General features: G+C 40.8%; 18 protein-coding genes. 2 read left to right on the forward strand and 16 right to left on the reverse strand.

The window, feature by feature from the left end; translation table 11 throughout:
• Window positions 1-241: 241 nt before the first annotated feature.
• The 5 genes from AAHB12_RS04460 to AAHB12_RS04480 all read right to left on the reverse strand — a co-directional run bounded on the left by AAHB12_RS04460 (window position 242) and on the right by AAHB12_RS04480 (window position 4,927).
• Entirely contained in the window at window positions 242-1,144 is a 903-nt protein-coding gene (locus AAHB12_RS04460; RefSeq protein ID WP_342044444.1) for an AEC family transporter, read from the reverse strand.
• Between the two features lie 210 nt (window positions 1,145-1,354).
• Window positions 1,355-2,095 (reverse strand): GTP cyclohydrolase II, encoded by a 741-nt coding sequence (locus tag AAHB12_RS04465; RefSeq protein ID WP_129729321.1) that lies wholly within the window; start codon window positions 2,093-2,095, stop codon window positions 1,355-1,357.
• A 314-nt stretch (window positions 2,096-2,409) separates the two neighbouring features.
• Window positions 2,410-3,066: a TetR/AcrR family transcriptional regulator gene (locus AAHB12_RS04470; RefSeq protein ID WP_129729319.1), complete on the reverse strand. Its 657-nt coding sequence runs from the start codon at window positions 3,064-3,066 to the stop codon at window positions 2,410-2,412.
• Between the two features lie 75 nt (window positions 3,067-3,141).
• Window positions 3,142-4,206: an ABC transporter permease gene (locus tag AAHB12_RS04475; RefSeq protein WP_342044445.1), complete on the reverse strand. Its 1,065-nt coding sequence runs from the start codon at window positions 4,204-4,206 to the stop codon at window positions 3,142-3,144.
• A complete protein-coding gene (locus tag AAHB12_RS04480; protein ID WP_129729315.1) occupies window positions 4,184-4,927 on the reverse strand; it encodes an ABC transporter ATP-binding protein in 744 nt (247 codons plus the stop codon). The genes AAHB12_RS04475 and AAHB12_RS04480 overlap by 23 nt, the downstream gene beginning before the upstream one ends.
• 442 nt (window positions 4,928-5,369) lie before the next feature.
• Here AAHB12_RS04480 and AAHB12_RS04485 point away from each other — a divergent pair, with 442 nt between their 5' ends.
• Complete coding sequence (locus AAHB12_RS04485; RefSeq protein WP_129729313.1) at window positions 5,370-6,143, forward strand: alpha/beta hydrolase; 774 nt, start codon at window positions 5,370-5,372, stop codon at window positions 6,141-6,143.
• 229 nt (window positions 6,144-6,372) lie between these two features.
• Here the strand turns inward: AAHB12_RS04485 and AAHB12_RS04490 are convergent, their stop codons facing one another.
• The 11 genes from AAHB12_RS04490 to AAHB12_RS04540 all read right to left on the reverse strand — a co-directional run bounded on the left by AAHB12_RS04490 (window position 6,373) and on the right by AAHB12_RS04540 (window position 16,410).
• Entirely contained in the window at window positions 6,373-6,564 is a 192-nt protein-coding gene (locus AAHB12_RS04490) for a hypothetical protein (protein ID WP_129729311.1), read from the reverse strand.
• Window positions 6,565-6,744: 180 nt separating this feature from the next.
• Window positions 6,745-7,473: a thermonuclease family protein gene (locus AAHB12_RS04495; protein WP_342044446.1), complete on the reverse strand. Its 729-nt coding sequence runs from the start codon at window positions 7,471-7,473 to the stop codon at window positions 6,745-6,747.
• A 213-nt stretch (window positions 7,474-7,686) separates the two neighbouring features.
• On the reverse strand, window positions 7,687-8,814 hold the full coding sequence (gene ssuD / locus AAHB12_RS04500) for an FMNH2-dependent alkanesulfonate monooxygenase (RefSeq protein WP_129729309.1): 1,128 nt from the start codon (window positions 8,812-8,814) through the stop codon (window positions 7,687-7,689).
• 23 nt (window positions 8,815-8,837) lie between these two features.
• On the reverse strand, window positions 8,838-9,395 hold the full coding sequence (gene ssuE / locus AAHB12_RS04505) for an NADPH-dependent FMN reductase (protein ID WP_342044447.1): 558 nt from the start codon (window positions 9,393-9,395) through the stop codon (window positions 8,838-8,840).
• A 112-nt stretch (window positions 9,396-9,507) separates the two neighbouring features.
• Window positions 9,508-10,338: an ABC transporter permease gene (locus tag AAHB12_RS04510; protein ID WP_410776939.1), complete on the reverse strand. Its 831-nt coding sequence runs from the start codon at window positions 10,336-10,338 to the stop codon at window positions 9,508-9,510.
• A 50-nt stretch (window positions 10,339-10,388) separates the two neighbouring features.
• Window positions 10,389-11,414 carry an aliphatic sulfonate ABC transporter substrate-binding protein gene (locus AAHB12_RS04515; RefSeq protein WP_342044448.1) on the reverse strand — a complete coding sequence of 342 codons (1,026 nt, stop codon included), beginning with the start codon at window positions 11,412-11,414 and terminating at the stop codon, window positions 10,389-10,391.
• Window positions 11,415-11,429: 15 nt separating this feature from the next.
• Window positions 11,430-12,221: an ABC transporter ATP-binding protein gene (locus AAHB12_RS04520; protein WP_246040296.1), complete on the reverse strand. Its 792-nt coding sequence runs from the start codon at window positions 12,219-12,221 to the stop codon at window positions 11,430-11,432.
• Window positions 12,222-12,520: 299 nt separating this feature from the next.
• Window positions 12,521-13,594: a sulfate/molybdate ABC transporter ATP-binding protein gene (locus tag AAHB12_RS04525; protein WP_342044449.1), complete on the reverse strand. Its 1,074-nt coding sequence runs from the start codon at window positions 13,592-13,594 to the stop codon at window positions 12,521-12,523.
• Window positions 13,595-13,610: 16 nt separating this feature from the next.
• A complete protein-coding gene (gene cysW, locus AAHB12_RS04530; RefSeq protein ID WP_342044450.1) occupies window positions 13,611-14,480 on the reverse strand; it encodes a sulfate ABC transporter permease subunit CysW in 870 nt (289 codons plus the stop codon).
• A 10-nt stretch (window positions 14,481-14,490) separates the two neighbouring features.
• Window positions 14,491-15,318 carry a sulfate ABC transporter permease subunit CysT gene (gene cysT / locus AAHB12_RS04535; RefSeq protein WP_129729348.1) on the reverse strand — a complete coding sequence of 276 codons (828 nt, stop codon included), beginning with the start codon at window positions 15,316-15,318 and terminating at the stop codon, window positions 14,491-14,493.
• A 39-nt stretch (window positions 15,319-15,357) separates the two neighbouring features.
• Complete coding sequence (locus AAHB12_RS04540) at window positions 15,358-16,410, reverse strand: sulfate ABC transporter substrate-binding protein (protein WP_129729297.1); 1,053 nt, start codon at window positions 16,408-16,410, stop codon at window positions 15,358-15,360.
• A 622-nt stretch (window positions 16,411-17,032) separates the two neighbouring features.
• On the opposite strand from AAHB12_RS04540, the gene AAHB12_RS04545 reads away from it, so the two are divergent.
• Entirely contained in the window at window positions 17,033-17,194 is a 162-nt protein-coding gene (locus AAHB12_RS04545) for a Fur-regulated basic protein FbpA (protein WP_129729295.1), read from the forward strand.
• The last annotated feature ends 1 nt before the right edge of the window (window position 17,195 follow it).

Genomic DNA, 17,195 nt, shown 5'->3' on the forward strand with positions numbered 1-17,195 from the left:
TAAAATGCAAGAAAGCGAACCATTCGGTTCGCTTTTTTACAGTGCAAAGCAAAAAAAAACGATGCCCACACCTTTCTTTGTCATAAAAAGGCATGGCATCGTTTTTATCACACTGTAGGAAAGTATAAACTTCCAGCTAGAAGTGAATTCGACGTAGTCGGAAATTTTAGGAATACAGTGTAAGGGCAACTACGCCTCTGTCTTCGCCCAAAGACAGGGCTCGCCAGTCGGCGAGTTTTCTTTAAAGGACAAGCGCAAAAATGATCGGCAAGGTAGCCAAGCTTAATGATGTACTAACTAGTGTCGCGCTTGAAACAAACTCAGGCTCAGTGTCAAACTGAATAGCATACATCGTTGTATTAGCAGCTGTGGGCATTGCAGCGATAATGACCATAATCTGCTTTACCATGTCATCCATAGGAAACAGCATTGTTAAGCCGTATGCGATAACAGGCGAGATGGCCAGCTTAATCATAAGGGAAAAAGAAATTTTTTCCTTAGCCAGATTTCTGATTGATATTTTTGCAAGCTGCATGCCCAGCACAATCATAATTGTTGGAATGGCTGCGTTTCCAACTAAATCAATTGCTTCACGAACTGATCCGCTTAGCGGCACGTGCAGCATTTGAAATGCAATTCCAAGCATCGCACCGTATATCATTGGCATACGCCGCACAGCACGCAAAGCAGAGCGAACACCGTCTCCATCCGGACTTCCTTTGGCTGCGTAATACACACCGACCGTACACATCACAAGCGATTGAATAACCATTAAAACAATTCCATAATCGAGTCCCGTTGCCCCAAACAAAAGTAAAAGTACAGGCGTGCCGTAGTTACCATTATTCATAAATACTGATGCTAAAATCATACCGCACGTTTCTGGCCTCGAATAGTTTCGCATAGAGGCAACAATATAGACAATAGAAATCAATATAAAGCAAAGAATAACAAGGTATAATGTCATATACAAATACTCTACAGTAAATGTTGTTTTGTAAAAAGTACGGAATACAAGCACAGGCGACATTAAATACATAGACATCGCAGAAATTGTTTTTGTGTCAAAGCCGATTTTTTTCTCTCCAATATAACCGAGTACAAAAATCCCAAAGATCGGCAAAAGCACTTCAAGAAACTCCATTCTCCTCACCTTCGCTATTAAAATTTGAGTTATTTATCAAGATTCTGCCAGTACTCTATTAGAATCTTCTATTAAACTCTTATCATTTTATCATAACGATGCGAGGAAAGTCCTACTATATGAATGGAAGTTTGTTCTATGATATCTTTTTCCAAAATACAAATTGATTATCAAAGCTACGTAAGAGCGAGTTCCACATGAAACTCATTCTTACTCCTCTCTAGCTTCTGCCCTTAAATGACCAGATCGTTTAATTTTTGTTTGAAGATATTTCTCATTAAATTCAGACACATCTCCCCATAGCGACTCTCGATCTGACACATTTAATCCTGCGTTTTGGAGTGCCTGCAGCTTTTTCGGATTATTTGTAATAAGCGTTACTGGCTTGGATCTTAATGTCTTTAACACTTCGATGGCATCATCATAGTTGCGGGCATCATCGACAAAACCAAGACTCAAGTTGGCTTCGACCGTATCTAAGCCTTTTTCCTGCAACACGTACGCCATCGCTTTACTAAATAAACCAATGCCGCGGCCTTCATGATTTGCCAAGTAAAAAAGGGCGCCTGTTCCGTGCTCTGTGATCATCTTCATCGACTGCTTTAATTGAAAGCCACAGTCACAGCGCTTGCTGCCAAATATATCTCCCGTATGGCAAATGCTATGCATACGGATTAGCGCATCATCAGCATTTGCAAAATCACCATATACAAGCACGCTGGACTGCTGCATTTCTGCTAAATCTACAGATGATAACTTCTCGATAATCCGTTCGATTCGATCTGTTACTTCATTGCAATTCAGCCAGCAATACCACTGAAATGTCTTCGTTTCTCCATATAAGTTAACCGGCAATTTTACAGGACCAACTAAATAAATGGCCCCTTCATTGCGATGAATCATTTGAATTTTGTCTTCTAGCATATGAATGATACTTTCTTTAACTGTCATATATGTCCCCCCTGAAACTGAGTGTATTTCATAACAATAGCGCTTCTGCACTGTTCAAACATTTAGTTATTTTATGTAAGTAACTTTACACTTGTAACGATTATACGTCAAATAACTAGGTTTCTTCTTAAAATTATCTTACTTCTTGCCAATATGAGGTTATGGCTCCTTCTTAATTTGTTTTCTTAGTATCCCTAATATTCCTTGAATGACTCCCCCTAACATCCTTTTAGAAATCTGTTAAAAACAGAGTAACTGAAAAAAATAACCTTTACCATATGGATAAAGGTTTTCTAACGAAATTGAAGACGATATTATTTTGATTCACCAATGCCTTGTAAGATCAAACGAACTAGATTTTCTACCTCTGCTTCATCATCCCACTTGCTATTTGGAAAAAAGGCAAAGCGAGATATACAATACCCAAAGATACACGTTCCCAGCATGCGTAAAAGAGTAGCGTTCGGAAGATCTAGCAGTTCTCCTCGCTGTTTATAAGTATCAAGAACAGCACCAAACACCGGAAGCGCCTTTTGCTCAAACATCTTCATAAGATATTGTCGTAAATCCTCCCGATTTAATAATTCCGCTACTAGAATTTTGAAGATATCTATATGCTCTTCCAAAAAGGCGAAACGATTTTTAATAATTGCTGTTAAAAAACTCTCGAAGCTATCATAAGGTTTACTTACTACACCTTTAATGAACTCATCGGCTACGATAGGCGCAGCTTCCATTAAAAAGGGAACAATGACTGAAAGCAGTAAATTTTCCTTCGTGCCAAAATGGCGAAAAATCGTTCCTTCAGCCACCTCAGCTGCCTTGGCAATTTCATTTGTTGACGTAGCTGTATAGCCTTTTTCAGCAAATATTTTAATCGCCGCTTCTACTATCCTTTGCTGCTTATCAGTTCTTTTTTCCTTCAGGTTCATTTGCATGAGTGCGGACTCGATTAAATTCTTCGATGACAATAGTATCACTTCTTTCTATCTGCATTCTAATCCTTTCTTATTTAGGATAGTATACATCCATATCATTCGCTTTCCTTATAACTTACGGTATTTTTTGAGTGCAATTACATTTAACATAATAAAAACAAGTGCAAAGACTGCCAGTGCAAGCAATTTCCCGCTAATATCCCCTAGAGCCATTCCCTTGTACATAACATCCTTTAGAGCATTTCCCGCATAATAAAGCGGCATAACTTTGGCAATTGCCTGCAGCCATTCCGGCATGCTTTCAAACGGGAAAATACCTGTAAAAAACACCTGCGGCACTACAACAATTGGGATAAATTGCATCATTTGAAATTCCGAAGCTGCAAAGGAAGATAATAAAATGCCTAAGGATAACGCTACCAGAGCCAATAATAGATTAATTAGGATCACATTCCAAATGGATCCTACCAGGATAATATCTAACACATTTACAGCATAGAAAACAACAATTACTGTTTGTATCACCGCAAATAAGCCGTAGCCAACCAAATAGCCCGCTACAATTTCTCCTCTTCGAATGGGTGTTGACATCAGCCGCTCTAGCGTACCTGTTGTTCGTTCACGTAATAATCCAATCCCTGAGATGAGAAAAACAAAAAAGAATACAAAAAATCCAACCAATATAGGACTTAAAACATCAAAAAAGGATGTATCCTTACTTCCATACACATATTGTGTCTTCATTTCTGTCATTTTAGAGGGTCCCGCTTGTGCCCCGGCCTGTGCAGCTAGATTTTGTTGCACCTGAGCCGCTAAAGCCTGATTAATTTTCATCTGTAATGCTTTACTTTTTGAAGGGTCTGTATTTTGAAGCGTGAGGATTGCATTTCCATTTTCTATCTTCAACAAGCCTTCCAAATGATCAGCAATAATCGTTTGTTGTGCATCCGTTACATCATTGTACTTTATTACTTCCATATCCATATCGTTAAGCTTTTGTACAAGCTTAGTATCTACGTTCACTACACCTATTTTAGGGTTGATTGTATTGCCATTAAAAAGAAAGTACATTAATGATAACACTAATAGCGGAGCAAGAAATAACAACGCCAATGTTCGCTTATCCCGAAGCATTTGTTGACAGATCCGTTTAATTAGAGCCAGCATTCTCATTCTTGCTTCCCCCCGCTTTTAAAAATACATCCTCTAAGCTAGTAGCATGATAAAATTCCTTCAATTCCTTAGGTGAGCCGCTTGTTAACAATTTCCCCTCCCGTACCATTGCAAGACGATCACATTTTTCCGCCTCATCCATTACATGTGTTGTTACGAGGATCGTTTTCCCTTCCTCATTTTTTAGCCGCATCAGCTCGTTCCAAATGGATAATCTCAACTCAGGATCAATCCCTACTGTCGGTTCATCTAATATAAGAACTTGCGGGTTTTGAATTAAAGCAATAGCTAATGACAATCTGCGCTTCATGCCTCCTGAATAAGCTGCTACCTTTTTCGATAAATGCGAAGTAAGATCAACTAAATTTGCTGTATATGCAATCCGTTGCTTTTGTTCTTCTTTTTTCAATTTAAAAAGGGAAGCAAAAAAAGTTAGATTCTCCTTCCCTGTTAACTCTGGGTACAAAGCATCAGATTGTGCCATATATCCAATATTCTGTAATAACGATAGATGCGGAACCTTAGTCTGCAATACTTCTACTTCTCCTTGCGTCGGTACATCCATGCCAACAATCATCTTAACCAACGTTGTTTTACCGGAACCAGAAGGACCAATTAAACCGTATATTTGTCCTGCCTCCACCGTTAAATCAATCATGCTTAATACTTCCTTTTTCCCAAAGCTTTTACTAACTCCTTTGACTCTAACAGCTTCCTTCATATCACAAGCCTCCTTTTAAGCAAAAGTGAGTGATTACTCACTATGATTATACAGCAGCTTTTGAAAAACTAAAACAAAAAAGTGAGTAATTACTCACTTTCTACAGACTGTTGAAAAACAAACTCGTTAACTAGGCAGACTTTAACTGCTACATTTAATGTCCTTTATAACGAATCCATATCTAAATAGGACTACATTTATGCGTAAGATCTAAAGAAAAGTATAGATTTTTAGCTAAAAGCGAATCCCTTGGAGAAGGAAAAATTTTTAAAATTCAACAAAACCCACTTGACTGATAGGAATAATTTGTTTTAGTATTATGTTACATAATAATCGCTAGGGAGGTTCACTAACTTCACCTAACGAGTCGTGAGAATAAAAATATATCTACAACTTATTCTAATACAGTATAGAAAATAAACAGCTATGAGGAGGGGATGGAATGACAACACAATATCCAATTTTAGATGGAGCAGAAGCATTCTTTTTCAAAGGAAATGATATTGGTGTTTTAATTTCGCACGGATTTGTAGGAACGCCCCAGAGCGTCCGTTTTTTGGGAGAGTACATAGCACAGCAAGGCTTTACCGTATGTGCCGTAAGATTAAAAGGGCACGGTACCCATTATGAAGATATGGAAAGCTGCCTCTATAGCGATTGGATTCAAAGCCTGGAAGAAGGTTATCGCCTCTTACAACAGCACTGCCGTGAAATTTTCATCATTGGCCAATCGATGGGAGGCGCCTTAACTGCCCAGCTTGCAAGCAAGCATCAGGATCTTGCCGGCATCATCTTAATTAATGCAGCCATGACAAGCATCCCTGTACTTGAAGAATTTCGCGGCAAACAAGAGCCGCGCTTTGTGGATGAAGGAGCACCAGATATTAAAGATAAGAACGTCTATGAAATCACGTACTCGAAAGTGCCGATTTCAGCAATTCAACAGCTGCTGCTGTTAATGGATGACACAAAGGAAAGGCTCCCGCATATTACATGCCCGGTATTAGCCTTTAAATCTGTAGAAGATCATGTCGTTCCGCCTGAGAACACAGACTATATCGTTCAGCACGTAAGCTCTCCTATAAGAAAGACGGTTACTTTACAGAATTCTTATCATGTTGCATCGATGGACTATGATAAGGAACTTATTGCTGAAACAAGCTGTGCATTTATTCAAGCGCATAGCAAGATACAACAAGCATCGATAACTTCTTAGAAAAAGTGAGCTAAAGAAAACTCGCCGATTGGCGAGCCCTGCCTTTGGGCGCAGCTAGAGGTGTAGCCCTACTTATACTGTATTCCTAAAATTTCCGGCTACGTCGAATTAAATTCCAGCTGGAAATTTATCATTCCTTACAGTGTAAAAAGGAGAGGGAAAACAGCTTTTACTGCTTTCCCTCTCCTTTCTTGCACCTATTGTCATTGTAAAAAGCCGATGAAGCTTCCTACAAACTCACTATATACCAGGTAACTCCTACAATTGAAAAAATAAACAAGAAGATATAAATTGCTGATAGCCTTATCGTATTTTGCTTCGTGGACTTACCGTAGTCTTTCTCTACTTTACCTGCAGCTGCAATTGTACCCACTAAAGCTGCAATGCTAATGATAGCAACTAATATAAGTCCTAGCTTCATTATCCTTCCCCCTAAATATAACAATTAAAATATACGTTACATACCTAACATTCCTTATTCCTTTAGCTGCTAGGTTCGGTCATTTTTCGTTAATAATGTTTTTTCTTCTAAATAATACAAGGGAGATGATCAAAAAGAACCAGCCAATTCTGCTTTATTTTCACCAGCCAATTTTTTACATTATCCAGCCTTGCGAAACCCTGCCTTTACAGCGTCCTCTTCCGTACAAAACATCTCTTCCGCCTTTGTCACCTTATATTGCGGACTAGCTGGTGTATGATAAATTTTTTCGCCGCCGCGCGTGATATTCCCTTTAATGACAGGCCGGGCACACTTGGAAGAGTCAGACTTCTGCGAAGGAGCTTCCGCATTACTATCAAATCCTCGATCTGTCACATAGTTAGGAATTGACCAAATCCCAATCTTTTTATTCTTCGCTGTTTCTTCCACCTTTTTAAGCCGCATTTCATACTTTGTATTCGGCTTATAAATATAGGCCACCCTAGCAAAGCCTTTCTCCACTAAAACCTCATTTATCATTTTGCCATCGAGCCATATATAGGCCAACAAACGGTCATACTTATCGCGCTTATTTACATCATACTCCAATTCTATCTTCGTTCCATTTGGCAGCATTTCCTTTAAGTAGTTGCTTGCTTCCTTCCCAAACGGCTGCACCGGCTTAGTTGGATGAACAGACTCCGGTGTATCAATTAATAACAGACGAATGGTTTCTGTCTGGTTTCCTATTGTCACCTTAACTGTATCACCATCAATTACATGATCTACGGTCGCTGTGGTTGTATTCTTGGCTGTTTGGCATCCGGTTAGCCCCACAAGAATAAAACAAAAAAGCAGAATATAAGCCAAATATTTTTTGAACAAAATGTAATCAATCAATTTTTCCATAGTATATGTACGTTATCTCCTCTATTATTCTAGTATCGAGCCCATCAACTACATAGAGTATATCACAAACTTTGTTTAGGGCTAAAACCAAAAAGGAGACTGGCTGAAGCGACAAAATAGACCATCATAGAAGCCCTTGATTGTACCAAGTTCTTCGCGATGGTCCATTTTTAATTAGCTCTTATTATTTTTCTTACGAGCCTAGATCAAGAGCTACTTGGAAACTTCTGGCGAGTATTGGTTCGCAATCATCTCCCCAACAAGTTGATTCTTTTGCTCGAAGCCCCTGTTTTTCAACGGCAACAGCGGGAAGACAAGCTCTGCAAATTGATATGCTTCCTCTAAATGGGGATAGCCGGATAACACAAACGTATCAATACCTAAATCTGCATATTCTTTCATTCTAGCAGCAACCTGACCCGGATTGCCGACAAGCGCTGTACCGGCTCCTCCTCGAACAAGCCCGACTCCTGCCCATAGATTTGGACTAATCTCAAGGACTTCTCTTCCGCCTTTATGCAGCTGCATCATTCTTTTCTGTCCAACCGAATCTTGTCGAGCCAATGTACGCTGCGCCGCTGCAATCGTATCGTCATCTACATATTGGATTAAGCGGTCAGCAGCTTGCCATGCTTCCTCTTCCGTTTCTCTCACAATCACGTGCAGGCGCATGCCAAAGCGCACGGTTCTTCCTTCTTGCTCGGCCCGGCGGCGCACTTCTTTTATCTTTTGTTCCACCTGAGCAGGCGGTTCTCCCCATGTTAGATACACATCTGTATGTTTTGCTGCAACGGCTTGCCCTGCCGGCGATGAACCGCCAAAATAAATAGGAGGGTGTGGCTGCTGGACAGGCGGGAAGAGCAATTGGCCACCGTCTATATTGAGATGCTTGCCTTTAAAGTCAACTTCCTTTCCCTCTAGCAAATTCCGCCAAACTGTTAAAAACTCATCTGTTACTTCATAACGCTCATCGTGCGTAAGGAATAATCCATCGCCAGCTAATTCGACCGGATCGCCACCCGCGACCACATTAATGAGAAGCCGTCCGTTTGAGATGCGGTCCACTGTTGCTGCCATTCTTGCTGCAACAGCAGGGGACATAATCCCCGGGCGAACAGCAATGAGGAACTTCAATCGTTCTGTAACAGCGGATAAGGCCGAAGCCAACGTCCATGGATCTTCGCATGATCTCCCTGTCGGAATTAAGACACCTGTATAGCCAAGGCGATCAGCGGCTTGCGCGACTTGACGAAAATATGAAAAATCAGCTACACGTCCTCCCTTTGTTGTTCCTAAATAACGGCTGTCTCCATGAGTTGGAATAAACCATAAAATCTCCATTCCTTCTTCACTCCTTCTTCATTTTAGCGGCTTGCTTGCGCTTCTTTTTGTTGTAATCGTACCTGCAGCTGCGTAATAGCATCCCCAAGCCTTTGTTCCACTTCTATATCGACAAATGTAAGCTCATGCTCTGTATAGGCAACTTGTGAATCTACAATATATACGCCATCGGTAACATCTCGCGTACCTAGTACTGAGAAAAGAGGTTTGAACGCATATTCAAGTGCTAAAAGATGCGCAATGGTACCTGCTGTAGCAATCGGAAGAACAACTTTATTTGCCAAGCCTTTTTCAGGAATTAGATCTAAAAAGGCTTTTAAAACTCCTGGATAACTAGCTTTATATACCGGACTGACAATGATAACTCCATCCGCTTGTTCAACTAGCGCTTTTGCTTGTTGAATGGCCGGGCTATTAAAGTTTGCATATAGAAGGTCCTCAGCAGGAAGATTGCGCACCGCAATCTCCTCTACCTTATTTCCGTTCGTAACAAGCACATCTTTCACGAGTTTAGAAATGGCGGATGATCGTGAAACTACAGCAGGACTCCCAGAAATAATTACAATGTTTGACATCATCATCTCTCCTTTTTTCAGATGGAAAAAGACCATATATTAATCCGTATTTAAACGATGAATTTAGTTGGTTTTATTTGTGTAACAGGTTACTGTTTTGTATATACCTTGCATTCCATCACGTAGCATCCTTTCCTCGATAGCTGTCACGCCATTTTAATAATCTAGACTCCAATACCCGGACAAGTGAATCAGCCAGTTTCCCGCCAAGAGCGAAGATGATAATACCGACAAAAACAACCTCCGTGCGGGTAAATTGTCTAGCATCCATAATGAGGTATCCAATTCCCTCGCTAGCTCCCATTAATTCTGAAACAACTAATCCAAGCCAAGCTGCACCAAGTGACAATCGGACCCCAAGCAGAATATTTGGCAGAGAAGCTGGTAAAATGAGCTTTGTTACTTGCTGCCAGCGGCTAAATTCCAGAATGCGCGCTACATCAAATAATTTTTTGTCTACCCCTCGTATACCAAGCAATGTGTTGACATATAACGGGAAGAATGCACCAAGGGCAATTAATAGGATCTTTGATAGTTCGCCTAGACCAAACCAGAGAATAAATAACGGCGCCAATGCTAAGTGCGGTACTGTGCGCAGCATTTGCAAGGATGGATCCAAGAATTGCTCCATTTTATTGGAAAGGCCCGTTACTGTCCCAAACAAGAGACCTAAGCTGGCACCTAATAAAAATCCAATAAGGGCACGGGTAACGCTAATTTTCAAGTGTCCAAACAGTTCCCCCGACGCTATCAGCTCCTGAAGGGAAGCCAAGATATGTAAGGGTGCTGGCAATACTGTATTCGGTACATGTAAAAGTGATACGGCTAACTGCCAGATTACTAATACAAAGATTGGTACAACTAAGCCCCGAAACATTACACCTGTAGTGCTGCTAAAAGAAATCCTCTTCCGTTGTTTAGACGCGATCGGCTTTCCGATGTTACCGATGGAACGAACGGGTGATACTGCTGTTTTTACCTTATTCACCCTACATCACCTCACTTATTCTGTTCTTCTTTTATTTCTTGTAATGCTTTCTTAATATATGAATTATCAACTACTTGAGATGTATCAATTTTCTTCGTAATGGCTTGAAGAGAATACTGAAAATCTGCGGTATCCTGCTGTGCCTGGATAATTTCCTCTGTAATTGGCAGATTCAAGGATTGATTGTTTTCAAGTATATGACCCACAATATCCTTATCGATTTTTTTCGCATTTGCATACAACTCGATCGCTTCAGTACGATTTTCTTTTTCGAAAAGACGAGCTTTTTCGTACACCTTTAGAAAACGCACAACCAGTTCCGGATGTTCCTTTGTAAATGCAGTCCGTGCAATGACAAAGCCCGGTGAGTATACATTTAAGGATGCGCCGTCTGCCAATATTCTTGCGTCCTTCTGAATGGTTTGGAGAGAAACGAACGGCTCCCAAATTGACCATGCATCTACTGCTCCTGTTTCAAATGCAGGCTGTGCCTCATCCGGTTGTAGTTGAATAACCTTCACATCCTCCGGTTTCAAACCAGCTTTATCTAACGCACGATATAATACATTAAATCCGCTGCTTCCTTTCGCTACTGCAATCTTTTTCCCCTTTAAATCCTTCAGCGTTTGAATTGAACTGTCTTTGCGAACAAGAATTGCATTTCCTTTTAATCCATCACTTGCCAGGGCAATTTCCTTGAATTGGATATTGGCTGCTTGGCCGGCAATTACTGGCGAATTTCCTACTGCTCCAAAGTCTAACCGATTTGCTGCTAATGCTTCAAAATGAGGCGGACCGCTTTGGAACACTGTCCATTTTACTTTAACCCCGACCTTTTTGAACTCTTCTTCAAACCAGCCTTTTTCCTTCGCAATTAATAAAGGTCCTAGACTTTGTTGAATTCCAATGTTTACTGTAAGATTTTCCTTACTTTCCTTTTTCTCGCTTGCCGTTGTCTCCTTTGATGCGCAACCGGCTAGAATAGCCATTACCAGTGCTGTAAGTATGAGTACAGAAATCTTTATGTTTCGAATCATATTCTTCATCCTCCCCTAAATACCCGATCCTTCAATGAGCTGAAGCTCTTCTACTTTTTCAAATTCACTTAATACCAATTGCCTGAATTCCTGAAAAGAACGACTTGCTCTTTTTCGGGGGTGTGGTAAATCCACTGAAATAATGTTGCTAATTTGGCCTGGTCTTGCGCTCATGATGACGATGCGATCAGCAAGATAAATAGATTCGTCAATGTCATGCGTCACGAGAATCATTGTCGTTTTCTTTTGCTGCCAAATCTCAAGCAACGCATCCTGCAAATGAGTTCTTGTGAAAGCATCAAGTGCACCGAACGGCTCATCGAGCAGCAGCACTTCTGGATCTCGCAATAATGCTCTTGCAATCGCTACCCGTTGTGACATTCCTCCAGATATCTCCTTTGGGTATGCCTTCTCAAAGCCTTTCAATCTTACAAGTTCAATGAGCTCATCCACCCTGCTTCGCACCTGAGGATCCTTTAGTGATAAGTCGGCAGCGATATTTTTTTCTACTGTTAACCATGGAAAAAGACGATGCTCCTGAAAAATAAATCCTTGTTTGATGCTTGGTCTGGTGATTGGCTCACCATTCAGGTGGATTGCTCCTTCAAACTCGTGATCAAGACCCGCAATTAGCTTCAGCAATGTGCTCTTACCGCATCCGCTAGGACCAATAACTGTAACAAATTCCCCTTTCTTGACTTGTAAATTAATATCTTGTAGTACCTTTACTTGCCCTTGAGACTTCACAAATGTTTTATCTAATGACGTAATCGAAATACTCACTGTGTTCTCCCTCCCTACAAAAATGGATTAGCTGCTCTCTTATTTGATTAACTCTCTGCCTTTACACATTGTAAAACCCCCTTAGCGTATGTAGTACGCTTTAAATACCCTTTTCTTATCTGTTAACTAGGATTAAAGAGCCAAAAAAGGTCCTTAACCCTTTTGCTTTGGCAGTTAAGGACCTTCGGTTTTTCCGATCAGTCAGGTAAACTATTTATTATCTTGTGGATAATAATAGTATGCATTACTCCTATAAGTCAACTAAGATTTTAAATAAATTTCCATACATGTAAAACATATACTCACAATCTAGGATTCACACTTCAAATTACAAAATCCTCTGGCACAAATACTTTCACTTCTTTTGGACGAACATAGACAATCTCGCCAACTTGGAGCCCTAGCTTCGTAAACTGCTCCTTGCTAATTTCTGCCTCTACATACTCATTCGTGTCCTCCCGCTTTAGCTCAATATGCACAACAGGACCAACAACGTGCGAATGGAAAACCTTAGCAGAGATGGCATCCTCGCTTTGTTTTACACGTTCAATGGACAAATGATGTGGACGCACATAGCCAATGGCATCTGTATCTAAAATATGGGAATGCTCTGGTGCTTCTAGCTGTGCGGAGCCAAGATTCAGCTTGCCTCGATGCAAACGACCGCGAAATAGATTGACGCTTCCTAGAAAATCATACACGAACGGACTGGCAGGATGATCATATACCTGATCCGGTGTCCCCATCTGCTCAATCTTCCCTTTGTTCATCACAACAATTCGATCGGCTACATCTAATGCCTCCTCTTGATCATGCGTCACAAATACACTTGTAATATGAAACTCATCATGCAGCTTCCGCAGCCAGCGGCGCAGCTCTTTACGTACCTTGGCATCTAATGCGCCAAAGGGCTCATCAAGCAGCAAAATCTTCGGTTCTACTGCGAGTGCTCGCGCAAGCGCAACACGCTGACGCTGTCCGCCTGATAGTTGCGCAGGGTAGCGATTGGCAAAGCCGTCTAATTTCACTAGACGCAGCAATTCATGTACCTTTCCCTCAATCACGGCCGCAGCCGGCCGCAGTCTCCGTTTGCGCGCCTTTAGCCCAAAGGCAACATTTTCAAATACGGTCATATGTTTAAATAAGGCATAATGCTGGAAAACAAAGCCGACCTCGCGATGCTTAACATGAACATCAGTTAAATCTTCTCCATCAAATAAAACAGACCCTGTATCCGCTGCTTCTAAACCAGCAATAATCCGCAGCAGCGTCGTCTTGCCTGAGCCAGAAGGGCCTAATAACGCAACAAGCTCCCCCTTTGGGATATCTAACTCAATATCTGTCAGCGCTTGAAATTCCCCATATTGCTTTGATACATTTCGAATTTGAATTGTCATCGTTTTTTCTCCTTTCTCACACTTCCCGCTTCTCTGTTCGCCACTCAATCCAGCTTTTCACGATAAGTGTGATGAGCGCCATAAGTGACATTAAAGAAGCTACAGCAAACGACGCGGAAAATTGATATTCATTGTATAAAATCTCAATATGCAGCGGCATCGTATTTGTCATTCCGCGTATATGTCCAGACACAACAGAAACCGCTCCAAATTCACCAATTGCTCGGGCATTACACAAAATCATACCGTATAATAAGCCCCATTTTATATTTGGAAGCGTAACCCGAAAGAACATATACCAACCGTTTGCACCAAGCGAGAGAGCAGCTTCTTCCTCCGCTGTCCCTTGAGATTGCATAATTGGAATAAGCTCGCGGGCAACAAATGGCAGCGTGACAAAGACTGTCGCAATCACAATCCCAGGTACAGAAAAAATAATTTTTAGTCCATGCTCTACAAGCCACGGACCCAATACCCCGCGCGGACTAAATAACAATACAAACACCAAACCGGCAATAACAGGAGAAACCGCAAACGGCAACTCAATGAGAGATAGCAACAGCTGCTTTCCTTTAAAGCGAAACTTGGTAATCAACCATGCCGCTGCAACTCCAAAAATAGTATTCAGTGGAACAACAAGTAATGTAACAATAAAAGTAAGACGAATAGCAGCAAAGGCATCACTATCTGTCACTGCGGCTGTATATACAGCTACCCCCTGCTCAAAAGCCTTTGCGAAAATGGTAATGAGCGGAATAAAAAGAAATAGAAATAAGTACAGAATCGCTATTGAAATAAGGATGATTTTCACAATTCTAGATTCACTTGTTGTTTGACGAGGTGCTGATGCGGTCTGTCTCGTCGTTTTTGATGCTGCCAGTTCCATACTTCTCCTCCTATTCACCTCGAAGCTCATGCCTGCGGCTCCATGCTTGAAGCAGGTTAATGATAAATAAAAACAGCAAGGAAACCAGCAGCATTACAACTGCAATGGCCGTCGCTCCCGCATAATCATACTGCTCAAGCTTTGTCATAATCATAAGCGGAGTAATCTCCGTTTTCATTGGCATATTCCCTGCGATGAACACAACAGATCCGTACTCTCCTAAGCCGCGTGCAAACGCTAATGAAAATCCAGCTAGTAAAGCAGGGAATATTTCAGGGAAAATAATCTTACAAAAGATTTGCAGGCGGGATGCTCCTAGGCTGGCGGCAGCTTCCTCCACTTCCCTCTCAATATTTTGCAGCACTGGCTGCACCATGCGCACGACAAAGGGAAGCCCGATAAATGTTAAAGCAATAGTAATACCAATTGGAGTAAAGGCAACCTGAAAAGGAAGGAGCTTTCCAATCCAACCATTCGGCGCATACAGCGTTGTGAGCGTAATTCCCGCTACCGCAGTAGGCAAAGCAAACGGCAAATCTATAAATCCATCTAACAAGCGTTTACCAGGGAAAGGATATCTAACCAATACCCAGGCAATTAGTAAACCAAATATGACATTGATACAAGCTGCTGCAAATGCAGTTCCAAAACTGATCTTATAAGAATGCAGGATCCGTTCACTTGTTACCACTTGAAAAAATTTGCCCCATCCAAGCTGTGAGGTCTTTATAAATACCATAGATAGCGGGATGAGCACAAATAAGCTCAAATACAATGTAGTAAAGCCGAGCGAAAGACCAAAGCCCGGCAAGATCTTTCGCTTCGTTGTTCTGCGTATATTCACCTTTCTTCACCCCATTGAGTACAACGACTCTCTTTATTTTTGGTAAATAGAATCAAACACTCCTCCATCATTAAAATGTCTTTCTTGTGCTTTCTTCCATCCACCGAATACTTCATCAACTGTGAACAATTTTACTTTTGGGAATTGAGATGCATATTTCGCAGCTACCTTCTCGTTACGCGGACGATAGAAATTTTTTGCTGCAATCTCTTGCCCTTTTTCTGTGTATAAATAATCCAGATACGCTTCAGCTACTTTACGCGTTCCTTTTTTATCTACTACTTTATCTACAACAGCTACCGGCGGCTCAGCAAGGATGCTAATAGATGGAGTTACAATTTCAAATTTGTCCGCTCCCAGCTCCTTCTGTGATAACAATGCTTCATTTTCCCAAGCAATTAAAACATCACCAATGCCCTTTTCTACAAAGGTAGTCGTTGCCCCACGCGCTCCAGAATCTAATACCGCAACATTTTTGTAAATATTTTTTACAAACTCCTGTGCCTTCTCGTCGCTATTACCGTATTTATTCAGAGCATATCCCCAAGCTGCTAAGTAATTCCAACGAGCGCCTCCTGATGTTTTCGGGTTTGGTGTGATAACAGAAACCCCAGCTTTCGTTAAATCATCCCAATCTTTAATTCCTTTTGGGTTTCCTTTTCGAACAAGAAATACAATTGTTGATGTATATGGAGTTGAATTATTTGCTAGCCGCTTTTGCCAGTCCTCCGACAGCAGCTTTTGCTGACTGATTGCATCAATATCATAGGCAAGTGCCAACGTTACAACATCCGCATCTAAACCGTCAATAACCGAGCGAGCTTGACTTCCCGATCCGCCATGTGATTGTTTCACTGTAACGGTCTGCCCGGTTTTTTCTTTCCAATATGCCGCAAACTCCTTATTAAATTCTTGATACAGCTCACGAGTTGGATCATATGATACATTAAGAAGCTCAATTGGCTTTGCTTTTTCCTGCTTCGCTGTGTCCCCCGTTGTCTCGGACGAGCATCCTGACAGCAAAATAAATGTAGAGAGTAAGATGCCCGCCTGTTTTACAATTGATTTTTTCTTCCATAACTTCATGTAAGTTCCCCCTTTTTATATAACAAAAAGCACACAACATGCCCTAGGGAGCAAACGTCGTGTGCCTTCAGTTGTCTGATCGGCTTATGCAATTTTAAGTCTCTTCAAAAAAATTGAATTGATTACTTGCACTCATTCTATATACACTATTCATATCTGTCAACTAAGAATTTAAATTTGAATAAATAATTTTAAAAAAACCTTCTCTCTTATAAGAGATTAACATACCTTTTCTATGCGAATTATATTACATTCAGCATGCAGAAAAAGAAACTGAATGTAATATAAGAAAAAGCAGAAAGAGGAAAATAAACAATGTTCCCAAATTCGTACATTCCTATTTTCTAAAATTACTGTAAATTAATTAAAAACATACTTGACTCATAGGAATAATACACTTTAGTATGGTGTTACATTCTATTTTGCTGATTGGTCTACCGAAGGCACCGAACTATGCTCGTATGGTGCCTTATAATTTATCCTAGCTTTACTTCGGGCTGTATGAAAAGATAAGGCATAGAGACACGAGGAGGGATAATATGACAAAACAATCGGGAAGAAGTGGTTCCACTTCAAAGAAAAGCATGAGGGTACACATGTTTATGATAGGACGCGTTATAAAATGAGTAATGAGTTCCGCAGTGCTTTGGAAAAACGAAAACAATACTTGATTGATCAACTGATTGCATCGGGCATTTATAAAAAAGGGTCTAAGCATCTCTTCGAGTGGACACTAAATGATCTTGAAAGAGAATACAAATGTGTGAGAAGGAAAAAAAACTAGT

It is taken from the genome of Bacillus sp. OTU530, from assembly GCF_038440375.1.